The sequence below is a fragment of the Streptomyces sp. NBC_01197 genome, from assembly GCF_036010505.1.
Lineage (GTDB): Bacteria > Actinomycetota > Actinomycetes > Streptomycetales > Streptomycetaceae > Streptomyces.
The window spans coordinates 6,364,374-6,376,094 of record NZ_CP108569.1 but is presented as its reverse complement, the minus strand read 5'-3'; the positions used below and the strand labels follow the sequence as shown (position 1 = coordinate 6,376,094).

Below are 11,721 nucleotides of genomic sequence, written 5' to 3'. Positions count from 1 at the left end.
TCAGGTCACGTCGTCGTAACCGCCCAGACCGCTGGGCTTGGAACCGTCCGTCTCACTGCCGGCCTGCCCCGGTACCCGGGAGGCGGGCACGGTCTCGACCTCTCCTATGTCCGCCGGGGTGAGGTCGAGGTCGGATGCCTCGTCGTCGCCCGGGCCCGCTGCGGCACGCTGCGCCTTGCGGCGGTCATTCAGCAGGGCGATGACGGTGGCGAAGCCGTACAGGACCCAGATGGGCCCGGCGAGCGCCAGCATGCTCAGCGGGTCGGTGCTGGGCGTGGCGACCGCGGCGAAGACCGTGATGCCCATGATCATGCCGCGCCACCAGCCGGCCATCCGCTTGCCGGTGATGATCCCGACGAAGTTCAGCATGACGAGCAGCAGCGGCAGCTCGAAGGAGAGCCCGAAGACGACCACCATGCGGGTGATCAGGTCGAGCAGGTCGTCGAGAGGCAGCTGGTTGTCGAGATGGGCCGGGGAGAGCTGGAGAAGGACCTTCGCCATCGTGGGGAGCGTCTTGTACGCGAAGAAGCCGCCGGCCAGGAAGAGCGGGAAGCCCGCGGCAACGAAGCCGACCGTGTACTTGCGCTCGTGCTTGTGCAGGCCCGGCGCGATGAAGGCCCAGAGCTGATAGAGCCAGATCGGCGATGAGAGCACCACACCCGACATCAAGGAGACCTTGAGGGCGAGCGTGAACGGCGTGAGAAGACCGTTCAGGACGATCCGTGCGCAGGTCCCGTCCCTCTTGTGGGCGAGCTCCGAGAAACTCGTCTCGCAGCCCACCGCGTGCAGCACCGGGTTGGTGAAGAATTCAATGATGTGCCTGTAGAAGAAGGCAGCCGCGATCGTGACGACAACGATCCCCAGCAGGCCCTTGGCCAGCCGGTTGCGCAGCTCACGCAGGTGCTCAACGAGGGGCATGCGCCCCTCGGAGTCCTTCTCCTTATTGCGGGCAGACACGAGCAACCCACGTCCTCATCTGTGCGGCGGGCAGCCGCTCACCGCGGCGCCCGCTCCGGCCCGGTAGTCAGCGCTTGGTCGAGTCCGACGGCTCGGTCACGGGACGGGCGCTGGTCACGTCTCCCGGAGCTGCCTGGATCGTACGCGGGACGTCGGTCTGGGCGTTGGTGTCCTGCGGCGGGTCGGCCGGGGCGGTCTGCTGGCCTTCCGACTTCATCGCCTTGGCCTCGCTCTTGAGGATGCGGGCGGACTTGCCCAGCGAACGGGCCATGTCCGGAAGCTTCTTCGCGCCGAACAGCAGGACGATGACGACGAGGATCAGGATGATCTCGGGGGCGCCGAGCCTTCCGAACATAAGCTGTACCTTCTCACCGAGGCGGCTGGGGTGGGGCTGCCCGACCGATCGGACAGGCGTCCGGTAGTCGTGCTGGCAGCGATCGTAACCCGCGGGGGTAAACGCAGGGCAATCCCTGTGCAGACTCGCGCCGGCGGCCCGCACCTCGCTTCCGGGCCCGCGACCAGCAGCGTACCGCTCGAAACGGCCCGGCAGCAGAGCCGGGCGCCTCTATCACAAACTTTCACCGCTCCGCGCGAGCCCCGTGGCCGCGCGCTCCAGCCCGTAGGCGGCCTGGCTGATCTGCTGTGTGGCGCGCGCCACTTGGCTGCCGAGGCGCCGGGCCTCGACAAAAACCCTGATGGCGAGCACACCGAGCACGGCGATTCCGAGGAACCCCAGAACGATCGCGGTCATCGGCCAGAACATGTGAACACCCTAGACAGTGGAGTGGAGGCGGAGCGTCCGCACGCCTCCGCCGGAGAGGAGTTCGACGATCCGCTCACCGGCCGGCTTGCGCACCGACGACCCGCAGTCGGGACAGGTGAAGGAGTAGAAGGTGGTACGCCGGCTGGCGCCGATCGCCAGCCGGAGCGCGCCCGCGGCCAGTTCGAACCGGTTGCGGCAGTCCGGGCAGGCGGCCCGGAAGATGACCGGGCCCACTTGGGTGGAAAATCCGGGCATAACCGACATATACCTCAACTCCTCTACTCCTGCCCGTCATAGGCTGCGAGCGCCTCACGGGCCGCGAGCTGTGCGCTGGCCGCCAGGTCACCCGGCGAGACGATGCGCCCGTCCCGGCCGAGCCGCAGGGCGAGCCTGCGCAGCGAGGCGGGGTCGGGGGTGCGCAGGGTGATGCGCAGCCCGCCGTCGGCGAGTTCCTCCGCGCTGTCGTGGGGGTAGTACTCGGCGACCCAGCGGCCGCCCGGGCCGGTCTCGACCACGACCTCGGGGTCCTCGGCCGCGGGCTGGACGAGCCCCGCCGACAGATCGCGCAGTTCGAGCTCGGGCGGCGCGGAGGGCTCGTCGAGCAGCCGGATCGCGGCGACCCGGTCCAGCCGGAAGGTGCGCCGGGCCTCGGAGAGGTAGCACCAGGCCTCCATGTACGTATGGCCGACGGCGAAGAGCCTGATCGGGTCGACCTCGCGCTCAGTGAGCTCGTCGCGCGCCGGCGAGTAGTAGCGCAGCCAGAGCCTACGCCGCTCCGAGATGGCCCGGTCGACGTCGGCGAACACCCCGCCCTCGGACTCGAAGGTCACCGAGAGCCGGGAGCTGGCGCCCGCCACCTCGCCGGCCGCGGCCTCCAGCTTCGCGGTGGCCCGCAGCAGCGCCTGCCGGTCGCCCTCACGGAGCCCCGGCAGGGTCGCCACCGCACGCGCGGCCACCAGCAGGGCCGTGGCCTCGTCGGCGGCGAGCCGCAGCGGCGCGGCGACGTCGTCGGCGTTGTGCCACCAGATGGACTCACCGTCGGTGTCGATGTCGAGGAGGTCGCCGCCGCGGAAGCTCGTCCCGCACATGGGCAGCACGTCCAGGTCCGAGATCAGCTCGTCCTCGGTGATGCCGAAGGCCCGCGCGACATCCCCGACACGGGCGCCGGGGCGCTCACGCAGATAGGTCACCAGGGACAGCATCCGGCGGGTCTGGTCGATCGCGTTCGTAGCCACGTGCTCCTCAGTCCTTGGCCACGGCGCGCAGCCGGTCCACCACGTCGGCCCGCAGGTCCGCGGGCTCCAGCACGATCACGTCGGGGCCGAACTCCACCAGCCAGGCGTCCAGACCGTGTCCGTACGGAATCTCCAACTCGTCCCATCCGTCGCCGAGTTCCCGGACGGCGGTGGCGCGTGAGCGCAGCGGGTACCCGGCGCCCGAGCGCAGCCGGATCCGCGCGCTGCGGGTCGCCGTCTCACCCGCCCAGGTCTCCACGGTCTCGCGTACGGTCACCACGTCCGGCACGTCGGCGGTGAACGCACCGGGCCTGGCACGGACTTTGCCGGTGATACGGGAGAGCCGGAACACCCGCTCGGCGCCGCGCTCGCGGTCCCAGCCCGCGAGATACCAGTGGCCGCGCCAGCACTCCAGCGTCCAGGGTTCGACCTGACGGGCCTCGGGGCGGGCCGCGTTGGCCTTGCGGTAGTCGAAGACGACCGGGCGGCGGTCGCGGCAGGCCAGCATCAGCGGCTCGAACGCGGCCTCGTGCACCGGGATGCGCGGCTCCAGCGCGCCGTGCTGCACGGCGTACGGGTCCTCGGCCTCGGGCATTCCGGCGGCCCGGAGTTTCTGCAGGGCGCCGCTGGCGGCGCCGGCCAGCCGCGCCTGCTGCCAGACCTTGGCGGCCAGTCCGAGCGCCGCGGCCTCCTCGGCGTCGAGCGCGACCGGGGGGAGCCTGTTGCTGTCGCGGCGGGCCAGGTATCCGGCGTCCCCGTCCAGACTCTCGACCGTCTCGATGACCAGGCCGAGTTCACGCAGATCGTCCTTGTCCCGTTCGAACATCCGGTTGAACGACTCGTCCGATCCCGCTTCCAGATACGCCTCGATGGACCCCCGCAGTTCACGCTTGCTGAGGGGCCGCCTGGTTCCGAGCAGGCACAGCGCCAGATTCATGAGCCGCTCGGCCTTGGCAATCGCCATCGACGCCCTCTCTGGGGTCCGGGAGTGTCCGCCGGGGCGATTCCCCGGGAAGAACGCAGCACGAAGAACGCAGGACGTTCCACGACCGCCGACCGTACCGCTACGGCGTGCCCGGTCAAAAGCCGAGGGCCCATGCCGGCAGGCATGGACCCTCAGAAACGATCAGTTCCGGTCAGACAGCGACCAGGTCACAGACGAAGATCAGCGTCTCGCCCGGCTTGATACGGCCGCCGGCGCCCTGGTCGCCGTACGCGAGGTGCGCGGGGATGGTCAGCTGACGACGGCCGCCGACCTTCATGCCCTGGACACCCTGGTCCCAGCCGGAGATGACCTGGCCGACGCCGAGCTTGAACTCCAGCGGGGTGCCGCGGTTCCAGCTCGCGTCGAACTCCTCACCGGTGGAGAAGGCCACGCCCACGTAGTGGACCTTGACCTTGTCCCCGGCCTTGGCGACGGCGCCGTCGCCCTCCCAGATCTCCTTGATCTCCAGCTCGGCCGGCGGCTCGCCGCCCGGGAAGTCGACCTCGGGCTTCTCGATGCTCACGTAATTGCTCCTACTTCTTGGTACTGGGCAACCGGGACAGTCTTACACTGCCGCCAGAATGTCGACGACGAAGACCAGCGTCGAGTTGGCCGGCAGGGTCGCGCCCTGAGCCTTGGAGCCGTACGCCAGCGACGGCGGGATCACCAGCATGACCCGGCTGCCGACCTTCTTGCCGACGATGCCCTGGTCCCAGCCCTTGATGACCGCGCCCTCACCGATGGCCGTCTGGAACGGCGTGCCGGTCTTCCAGGACGAGTCGAACAGAGTCGCGGTGGGCTTGCCCTCGTTGGGCTTCCAGGCAGCACCGCTGTACTGCATGTAGACGGTCTGGCCCTTCTTGACGGTGGCGCCCTTGCCCTGGATCAGCTCCTTGTCGACCAGCTTCTTCGGCGGGTCGCTCTTCGGTACGGAGATGGTGGCGGGCGCTTCCTGGTCCGCCTTGATCTGCGGCAGGTCGGACGAGGTGGGGGCCTGGGTGCCCTCGACCTTCTTCGGGATCACCTTCTTGATGTCCAGCGCGAAGACCAGGGTGTCCTTGCCGGTGACACCGAGCTGCTGCTGGCCCTGGCTGCCGAAGGCCGCGCTGGGCGGAGCGACGACCAGGACCCGGCTGCCGATCTTCTGGCCGGTGACGGCGTCGGCGAAGGCCGGGATGATCGTCTTGGAACCGGCGGTGATGAGCTGCGGGGCGCCGCCCTTGTCGAACGAACTGCCGATGTCCTTGCCGCTCTTCCAGACCTTGCCGGTGAAGTCGGCCATCACCAGGTCGTTCTTCTTGACCACGGCGCCACTGCCCTCGGAGACGGTGTGGATGACGAACTTGCCGCTCGGGTCCTTCTTGGGGACCGTGATGGTCGCCTTCTTGCCCGTGCCGCCCGAGACCGTCGGCAGGGGGGACGCCGAATCGACCGGCTTGGGCACGGCCGTGGCCGCGGACTGGTCTGGCGGTGAGGACGAGTCATCCGTCTTCTTGGAGGACCCACCTCCGCAGGCGGTCAGTACCAGGGCCGGCACGATGAGCAAGGCAGCAAAACGGCGTCGCACAGTGGTCCTCGGGGTAGTGGGGGTGTCAGTGGCCGCCACTCTACGACTCCCCGTCCCCCATGTGGGCTCACGGCATGCGCGAGGGCCCCGCGCACTGACTGTGTGCGGAGCCCTCGGGCGATCGGGGTGAGGACGGTCACATCCCGGCGATCAGCTTCTCCACCCGGTCGTCGACCGACCGGAACGGGTCCTTGCAGAGCACGGTGCGCTGCGCCTGGTCGTTGAGCTTGAGATGGACCCAGTCGACGGTGAAGTCCCTGCGCTGCTCCTGGGCCCGGCGGATGAAGTCCCCGCGCAGCCGGGCCCTGGTGGTCTGCGGGGGCACCGACTTGCCCTCGAAGATCTTCAGGTCCTCACAGATGCGCGCGGCCTGTCCGCGCTTCTCCAGGAGGTAGTACAGCCCGCGCCTGCGGTGGATGTCGTGGTAGGCGAGGTCTATCTGAGCGACCCGCGGATTCGACATGGTCATGTTGTGCTTGTCCCGGTACCGCTCGATGAGCTTGTACTTCATCACCCAGTCGATCTCGGTGCCGATCCTGTCGAGGTCCTCCTCCTCGATCGCGTCGAGTGTGCGGCCCCAGAGCTCCAGGACCTGCTCGACCTGGCCCGTACGGATGCCACGGCGGTCCACGAAGTCCACGGCCTTCTCGTAGTACTCACGCTGGACTTCGAGCGCCGAGGCCTCCCGCCCGCTGGCGAGGCGCACCTTGCGCTGGCCCGTGGTGTCGTGGCTGACCTCGCGGATGGCCCTGATCGGGTTCTCCAGGGTCAGATCACGCATCACCGTGCCCGCCTCGATCATGCGCAGGACGAGGTCGGTCGCGCCGACCTTCAGCAGCATGGTCGTCTCGGACATGTTCGAGTCACCGACGATGACGTGCAGCCTGCGGTAGCGCTCGGCGTCCGCGTGCGGTTCGTCGCGGGTGTTGATGATGGGGCGGGAGCGGGTGGTCGCGGAACTGACGCCCTCCCAGATGTGCTCCGCCCGCTGGCTCACGCAGAAAACGGCTCCGCGCGGTGTCTGCAGCACTTTCCCGGCGCCGCAGAGCAATTGGCGGGTGACGAGGAAGGGGATGAGAATGTCCGCGAGCCGCGAGAACTCCCCATGGCGGGCGACGAGATAGTTCTCGTGGCAGCCGTAGGAGTTTCCCGCCGAGTCGGTGTTGTTCTTGAAGAGATAGACGTCGCCCGCGATTCCCTCCTCGTGCAGGCGGCGTTCGGCGTCGACGAGCAGGCCTTCGAGAATGCGCTCGCCCGCCTTGTCGTGTGTGACCAGTTCAGCCACGTTGTCGCATTCGGGAGTTGCGTATTCCGGATGCGATCCCACGTCGAGGTAGAGGCGGGCGCCGTTCCGCAGAAAGACGTTGCTGCTGCGGCCCCATGACACAACACGGCGGAAGAGGTAGCGCGCCACTTCGTCAGGTGACAGTCGGCGCTGTCCCCTGAATGTGCACGTGACGCCGTACTCGTTCTCCAGCCCGAAAATGCGGCGGTCCATGACTGAACATTACGCCTGATGGCCTGTCCTGAAACCGTGTTCGACGGCCCCGTTCCGATCATTTTGGGAACCGGCCACGACAGAGCCGGTACCGCCAGGAGCTGCCAGGACCCGCTGAGTGGCCAGCAGGACGAGCAACGCGGCGATCCCCCCGCCTCCCGCGGCGGCGAACCCGGCGGGCGCCCCGCCCGCCTCGACGGCCGGCCCGGCGACAGCCGTACCCAGTGCGGCGCCGACGCCGAAGGTCGTCACCAGCCAGGAGAACGCCTCGGTGACCGTGCCGCGCGGGGCGTGCCGGTCGACGACGATGAAGGCGCAGGCGATGGCGGGAGCGAGGAAGACACCGGCCACCGTCATCAGCACGGACATCGCGGTCACCCCGGGCACCAGCATCAGTGGCAGGTAGCAGAGCGCCAGCGCGCCGACGATGACGCGCAGCCGCTTCTCCGCTGCGCCCGGCCACTGCCGCGCGCCGTACAGCAGCCCGCCGATGAGCGCGCCGAGTCCGATGGCCGCCATCAGCACGCCGTACGCCGCGTCGCCGCCGTGCCCGTCGGAGTAGGCGATCGCGGCCACCGTGATCGAGCCCAGCGCCAGGCCGACGAAGAAGAAGGCCCCGAGGAGCGCGAGCAGTCCGGGCGAGCGCAGGGCGCCCAGCCAGTGGGCCTCGCGGGGCGCGGAGCGCCAGTTGCGCGAGGGCTCCGAGACGACAACGGAGAGCGCCCCGAGCACCCCGAGGGCGTTGACGGCCACCAGTGCGGTCGCCGCCGACCACAGCGAGACCGCCAGGGTGATCAGCAGCGGGCCGACCGTGAACATCACCTCCTGGGCCACCGCGTCCATCGCGTACGCGGCGTGCACCCGGTCCTCGCGTTTCAGGACGCTGGGCCACAGGGCGCGCAGCCCGCCCTCCAGGGGCGGTGTGAAGAGCCCGGCGATCAGCATCGCGGTGACGGCGAGCGGGAGCTGATCGGTGCCGACGACCGCGAAGAGCACCATGCCGAGCGCCGACACCAGCGCTGACGGCAGCATCACCGGGGGCTGTCCGTACAGGTCGACGGCGCGGCCGAGCAGCGGCTGACCGACGGCGGTGGCCAGCCCGTAGACGGCGGAGAGCGCCCCGGCGAGCGAGTAACTGCCGCCTTCGGCGCGGACGAAGAGCACCACGGCGATGGCCGCTGTCGCGTTCGGCAGCCGGCCGACGAGGGTGCCGGTGAGCAGCCGCGTCACATGTCTGGTGCCGAAGAGTTCCGCGTATCCCGCGGCCATGTCCGCCCCTTGTCTCCCGGCCCCGACCGGGGTGTTACGTATAACCTGTGGCTCATACGTACCATGTGCGCAGACCGCGAGTCCAGATGGCCGCGGTCGGGACCAGGCCGGACGGAGGCCCGAGTGGATGCCCGAGCGATGAGCCCGGAACCGGTGGTTCCGGCCCGCCCCACCAGCCACGACGTGGCCCGCGCCGCAGGTGTCTCACAGGCCACCGTCTCGCTGGTCCTCGGTGACAAGTGGCGGGGGCGGGTCTCCGAGCGCACGGCTGGGCTGGTACGCGACGCGGCCGGGCAGCTCGGCTACCGGCCGAATCTCGCCGCCCGCGATCTGCGTCTGGGCAGCACCCGGACCGTGCTGCTGGTCGTCCCCGCGCTGACCACCGAGTTCTTCGCCCGCGTCTATACGGGCGCCGCGGCGAAAGCGGCCGAGCACGGCTTCGGGGTGGTGCTCTACCCCTCCCCCGAAGGTGTGGGGCCGGCGCGGGACCCCTTCGGCTCGGCGCGGACCGCGCTGGACGGGGTGATCGCCTCGTCGATGGCTGTCGGCGCGCTCGCCGCGATCCAGGAGTCCGGCCTGCCGCTGGTCATGCTGGACAGCGACCCGGACCAGCCGGGGGCGGCGGCCCATGTGAATCTGAACATCGCGGACGGTATGCGCCAGGTGACGGGCCATCTGCTCGCGCTGGGCCACCGCAGATTCGTCCATCTCGCACCGGCGATCGACTCCTGGACCTTCGACGTCAGGGCCGCCGCCCTGCGGTCGGCTCTGCGAGGTTCGGAGGTCCGCACCGTCACCGCCCCACTGGCGGTAGATGCCGCGCGGCAGGCGGCGGAGGGCGCGCTCACCGGCCCCGGCCCCCGACCGACCGCGGTGATCTGCGACGACGACATCCTGGCCGCCGGGGCCTGCAAGGCGGCGCGGCGGCTGGGGCTGCGGGTCCCCGAGGACCTCTCCATCACCGGTTTCGACGATCTGGCGCTCGCGACCGCGATCGAACCGGAGCTGACGACGGTGGCCCTGCCCGCGGAAGACATCGGCCGGCGCGGAATGGCGGCTCTGCTCGCCGTGCTCGACGGCCGCAGGCCCGAGGGCGGCGATCTGCCGGTGGACCTTCTCGTACGCGGCTCGACGGCCCCGGCACCGGTGCGGGGCTGAGGACCGGCCCCGGGAGGCTGGTGGCCGCCGGGGCTCGCGGGTGCTGTTCTGGGTGCCGGTCCGCGGGCGCCTTGCGGAGTACACGTCCGTGCCCCGGACCGCACAGGCGGGCCGGGGCACGGACTGAACCGGACGGCAGGCGGGGCTACTCGTCCTCGTCCGAGGGCGCGTCCGTCTCGGCGGACGCGGCGTCGGCCGCGTCGAGCAGCCTGGCCAGCTGGCGGCCGACGATGCGCTTGAACTTGCGCTGCTGCGGCCGGGTACGGTCCAGCACCGCCACTTCGAGGCGCTCGGCGGGGATCTCCCGCTCGCCTCCGTTGGTGTCACGGGACAGCGCCTGCACGGCCAGCTTGAGCGCCTCGGCGAGCGTCATCCCCTCGCGGTGCTGCTGGTCCAGGAACGTGCTGATCGTCTCGGCGTTGCCGCCGACCGCGACCGAACCGTGCTCGTCCACGATCGATCCGTCGTGCGGCAGCCGGTAGATCTGGTCGCCGTCGGGCACGGACCCGACCTCGGCGACGACCAGCTCCACCTCGTACGGCTTCTCGGCCGCACTGGAGAAGATCGTGCCCAGCGTCTGCGCGTAGACATTCGCCAGCCCGCGGGCCGTCACGTCGTCGCGGTCATAGGTGTACCCCCGCAGATCCGCGTAGCGCACACCGCCGATCCGCAGATTCTCGTACTCGTTGTACTTGCCGGCGGCCGCGAAGCCGATCCGGTCATAGATCTCGCTGAACTTGTGCAGCGCACGGGACGGGTTCTCGCCGACGAAGACGATGCCGTCGGCGTACTGCAGCACGACCAGGCTGCGACCACGGGCGATGCCCTTCCGGGCGTATTCCGCCCGGTCGGCCATGGCCTGCTGAGGTGAGACATAGAACGGCGTCGACACCGGCTATCCGTCCCTTTCTGTCAGTGACGAGTGCATCGGAAGGGGCCTCAGAGCAGCTCGGCGCGCGGGCCGTCGGGCTGTTCGAGACGCCGCGCCAGGATCGAACGGGCGAGCTCGGAGCCCTCCTCATCGGTCAGCCTGCGGCAGCCCTCGTCGGTGATGACCGTGACGATCGGATAGATCCGGCGGGCCACGTCGGGCCCCCCGGTCGCCGAGTCGTCGTCGGCCGCGTCGTACAGCGCCTGTACGACCAGGGTGGTGGCCTGCTGCTCCGTCAGGTCATCGCGGTAGAGCTTCTTCATGGAGCCGCGCGCGAAGATCGAGCCGGAGCCCGTGGAGGCGTAGCCGCGCTCCTCGGAGCGGCCGCCCGTGACGTCGTAGGAGAAGATCCGGCCCTCCTCGCGGTCGACGTCGTACCCGGCGAAGAGCGGGACCACGGCGAGGCCCTGCATCGCCATGGAGAGATTGCCGCGGATCATCGTGGAGAGCCGGTTGGCCTTGCCCTCCAGGGAGAGGGTGGCCCCCTCGACCTTCTCGAAGTGCTCCAGTTCGAGCTGGAACAGCTTGACCATCTCGACGGCGAGACCGGCCGTACCCGCGATCCCGACCGCCGAGTACTCGTCGGCCGGGAAGACCTTTTCGATGTCGCGCTGAGCGATCATGTTCCCCATGGTCGCGCGCCGGTCTCCGGCGAGGACCACCCCGCCGGGGAAGGTCGCGGCGACGATGGTCGTCCCGTGCGGCGCCTCGACCGGCCCCTGGGTGGGCGGCAACGGCCGCCTGCCCGGCAGGATTTCCGGCGAGTGGTCGGACAGGAAGTCCATGAACGAGGAGGACCCCGGCGTCAGGAAAGCGGCCGGCAGACGCCCGGTGCTACGAGGGTTGGCTTCCACGCGTTTCCTTCCGGATGGGCGGCGGCCCGCCTTCTGGAGGCCGGGCCGATCTTGCGGACTTTGAACGGACCTTACCCGTGCCCGCGCCGGTCATCCGCCCCGGTGCGATCGGCTTCCGCCGGCCGCACCGGCTACGGACAACAGGAGCTACTCGCCACCCTTTTGCACAAATGACCGAACGAAGTCCTCGGCGTTCTCCTCGAGCACGTCGTCGATCTCGTCCAGAACGGAGTCGACGTCGTCCGAGAGCTTCTCCTGGCGCTCCTTGAGGTCCTCGGAGCCCTGCGCCTCAGGCGCCTGCTCCTCGGTCTCCTCGGTGGAGCGCGTCGCCTTCTGCTGCCCGCCGCCGGTGTCCTTGGTCGCCATCTACCTCACCCCGCTCGGTTCGATGTTGTTGAAGCTGAAACAGACTGGAGCTGACCGTACTGAATCGGCCCGATCCGGTCAGAAGCATGATCGGATCCGCTTGATCAGACACTACAAGCGGGGTCCGACATTGGCCCC

Annotated in this window: 14 protein-coding genes; 1 reads left to right on the top strand and 13 read right to left on the bottom strand. The window is 69.6% G+C overall.

The annotated features are described in order from the left end of the window. The 10 genes from tatC to OG452_RS29265 all read right to left on the bottom strand — a co-directional run bounded on the left by tatC (position 1) and on the right by OG452_RS29265 (position 8,274). Positions 1-963 (bottom strand): twin-arginine translocase subunit TatC, encoded by a 963-nt coding sequence (gene tatC, locus OG452_RS29310; protein WP_327298565.1) that lies wholly within the window; start codon positions 961-963, stop codon positions 1-3. A gap of 61 nt (positions 964-1,024) precedes the next feature. Beyond that, positions 1,025-1,312, bottom strand: coding sequence for a Sec-independent protein translocase subunit TatA (gene tatA, locus OG452_RS29305; protein WP_327298564.1), 288 nt, complete (start codon positions 1,310-1,312; stop codon positions 1,025-1,027). A gap of 213 nt (positions 1,313-1,525) precedes the next feature. Then, entirely contained in the window at positions 1,526-1,720 is a 195-nt protein-coding gene (locus OG452_RS29300; RefSeq protein WP_327298563.1) for a hypothetical protein, read from the bottom strand. A gap of 9 nt (positions 1,721-1,729) precedes the next feature. Further along, positions 1,730-1,984: a hypothetical protein gene (locus tag OG452_RS29295; RefSeq protein WP_327298562.1), complete on the bottom strand. Its 255-nt coding sequence runs from the start codon at positions 1,982-1,984 to the stop codon at positions 1,730-1,732. A 14-nt stretch (positions 1,985-1,998) separates the two neighbouring features. Continuing rightward, on the bottom strand, positions 1,999-2,955 hold the full coding sequence (locus OG452_RS29290) for a helix-turn-helix transcriptional regulator (RefSeq protein ID WP_327298561.1): 957 nt from the start codon (positions 2,953-2,955) through the stop codon (positions 1,999-2,001). Between the two features lie 7 nt (positions 2,956-2,962). Continuing rightward, positions 2,963-3,919 carry a helix-turn-helix transcriptional regulator gene (locus OG452_RS29285; RefSeq protein ID WP_327298560.1) on the bottom strand — a complete coding sequence of 319 codons (957 nt, stop codon included), beginning with the start codon at positions 3,917-3,919 and terminating at the stop codon, positions 2,963-2,965. Positions 3,920-4,091: 172 nt separating this feature from the next. After that, the gene (locus OG452_RS29280; protein WP_327298559.1) at positions 4,092-4,463 is read right to left on the bottom strand and encodes an FKBP-type peptidyl-prolyl cis-trans isomerase; all 372 of its coding nucleotides are present in this window, start codon (positions 4,461-4,463) and stop codon (positions 4,092-4,094) included. 42 nt (positions 4,464-4,505) lie between these two features. Then, entirely contained in the window at positions 4,506-5,507 is a 1,002-nt protein-coding gene (locus tag OG452_RS29275) for an FKBP-type peptidyl-prolyl cis-trans isomerase (RefSeq protein WP_327298558.1), read from the bottom strand. Between the two features lie 136 nt (positions 5,508-5,643). Next, positions 5,644-7,005 (bottom strand): Pup--protein ligase, encoded by a 1,362-nt coding sequence (gene pafA / locus OG452_RS29270; RefSeq protein ID WP_266858713.1) that lies wholly within the window; start codon positions 7,003-7,005, stop codon positions 5,644-5,646. 9 nt (positions 7,006-7,014) lie between these two features. Continuing rightward, a complete protein-coding gene (locus tag OG452_RS29265; RefSeq protein ID WP_327298557.1) occupies positions 7,015-8,274 on the bottom strand; it encodes an MFS transporter in 1,260 nt (419 codons plus the stop codon). A gap of 138 nt (positions 8,275-8,412) precedes the next feature. On the opposite strand from OG452_RS29265, the gene OG452_RS29260 reads away from it, so the two are divergent. Then, positions 8,413-9,432: a LacI family DNA-binding transcriptional regulator gene (locus OG452_RS29260; RefSeq protein WP_327298556.1), complete on the top strand. Its 1,020-nt coding sequence runs from the start codon at positions 8,413-8,415 to the stop codon at positions 9,430-9,432. Between the two features lie 145 nt (positions 9,433-9,577). Here the strand turns inward: OG452_RS29260 and prcA are convergent, their stop codons facing one another. The 3 genes from prcA to OG452_RS29245 form a co-directional block, all read right to left on the bottom strand. After that, entirely contained in the window at positions 9,578-10,324 is a 747-nt protein-coding gene (gene prcA, locus OG452_RS29255; protein ID WP_327298555.1) for a proteasome subunit alpha, read from the bottom strand. A gap of 47 nt (positions 10,325-10,371) precedes the next feature. After that, positions 10,372-11,217, bottom strand: a complete 846-nt coding sequence (prcB, locus tag OG452_RS29250; protein ID WP_266858704.1) for a proteasome subunit beta — start codon at positions 11,215-11,217, stop codon at positions 10,372-10,374. A 147-nt stretch (positions 11,218-11,364) separates the two neighbouring features. After that, complete coding sequence (locus OG452_RS29245; RefSeq protein WP_164263898.1) at positions 11,365-11,583, bottom strand: ubiquitin-like protein Pup; 219 nt, start codon at positions 11,581-11,583, stop codon at positions 11,365-11,367. Positions 11,584-11,721 lie beyond the last annotated feature (138 nt).

What these genes read in the sequence shown, in the direction of transcription:
- OG452_RS29295 (WP_327298562.1), bottom strand. Translation starts at nt 1,984, where the DNA reads ATGTCGGTTATGCCCGGATTTTCCACCCAAGTGGGCCCGGTCATCTTC.
- OG452_RS29300 (WP_327298563.1), bottom strand. Translation starts at nt 1,720, where the DNA reads ATGTTCTGGCCGATGACCGCGATCGTTCTGGGGTTCCTCGGAATCGCC.
- OG452_RS29265 (WP_327298557.1), bottom strand. Translation starts at nt 8,274, where the DNA reads ATGGCCGCGGGATACGCGGAACTCTTCGGCACCAGACATGTGACGCGG.
- OG452_RS29285 (WP_327298560.1), bottom strand. Translation starts at nt 3,919, where the DNA reads ATGGCGATTGCCAAGGCCGAGCGGCTCATGAATCTGGCGCTGTGCCTG.
- OG452_RS29245 (WP_164263898.1), bottom strand. Translation starts at nt 11,583, where the DNA reads ATGGCGACCAAGGACACCGGCGGCGGGCAGCAGAAGGCGACGCGCTCC.
- OG452_RS29260 (WP_327298556.1), top strand. Translation starts at nt 8,413, where the DNA reads ATGAGCCCGGAACCGGTGGTTCCGGCCCGCCCCACCAGCCACGACGTG.
- tatA (WP_327298564.1), bottom strand. Translation starts at nt 1,312, where the DNA reads ATGTTCGGAAGGCTCGGCGCCCCCGAGATCATCCTGATCCTCGTCGTC.
- pafA (WP_266858713.1), bottom strand. Translation starts at nt 7,005, where the DNA reads ATGGACCGCCGCATTTTCGGGCTGGAGAACGAGTACGGCGTCACGTGC.